This is a genomic window from Pseudomonas sp. ITEM 17296, assembly GCF_028895205.1.
GTDB classification, from domain to species: Bacteria; Pseudomonadota; Gammaproteobacteria; order Pseudomonadales; family Pseudomonadaceae; genus Aquipseudomonas; species Aquipseudomonas kermanshahensis.
In genome coordinates this window covers 1-576 of the sequence record NZ_WJRS01000084.1, presented here as the reverse complement: position 1 = coordinate 576, position 576 = coordinate 1, and the positions used below count along the sequence as shown (strand labels likewise).

1 protein-coding gene is annotated in these 576 nt (G+C 65.1%); it reads left to right on the top strand.

The annotated features are described in order from the left end of the window. A partial coding sequence (locus tag GIB19_RS28160) for an Ig-like domain-containing protein (RefSeq protein WP_274888861.1) occupies positions 1-576 on the top strand: 576 nt, incomplete at both ends.

Here is a 576-nt window from a genome sequence, read left to right as displayed (position 1 = left end):
ATTCGATGCACCGGACATCACACCGCCTGCTGCCGTCAGCAATATTGCCGTCGGCTCCGACGGCCTGGTCCTCAGCGGCCGCGGCGAAGTCGGCGCCACTGTGCAAGTGCGTGACGCCGAGGGCACTGTGATCGGCACAGGCACTGTCTTGGCCAACGGCACCTTCCTCATCGACCTCGACCCGGCAGCGCAACCCGGCGAGCACCTGAGCCTGGTACAGACCGACCCGAGCGGTAACGCGTCCGTCGCCTTTGAATACGACGTACCCCTGACCACCGCCCCGGCCAGCCCAAGCGAGCTGGCGATCAATGCCGATGGCACCAGCCTGACCGGCAACGCGCCAGCGGGAACCCGTGTCGAAGTGCACGATGCCAATGGCACGCTGATCGGCAGTGTCGTGGCAGGTGCCGATGGCACCTTCACTATCGTGCTCGACCCGGCCCAAGCCAACGGCGAACTGCTTGATGTCGTCGCCATCGATGACAACGGTCTGTCGTCCGTGCCTACGCAAATCTTTGCGCCAGACATCACCGCGCCGACTGCGCCGAGTGAACTGGCGATCAACGCCGACGGCAG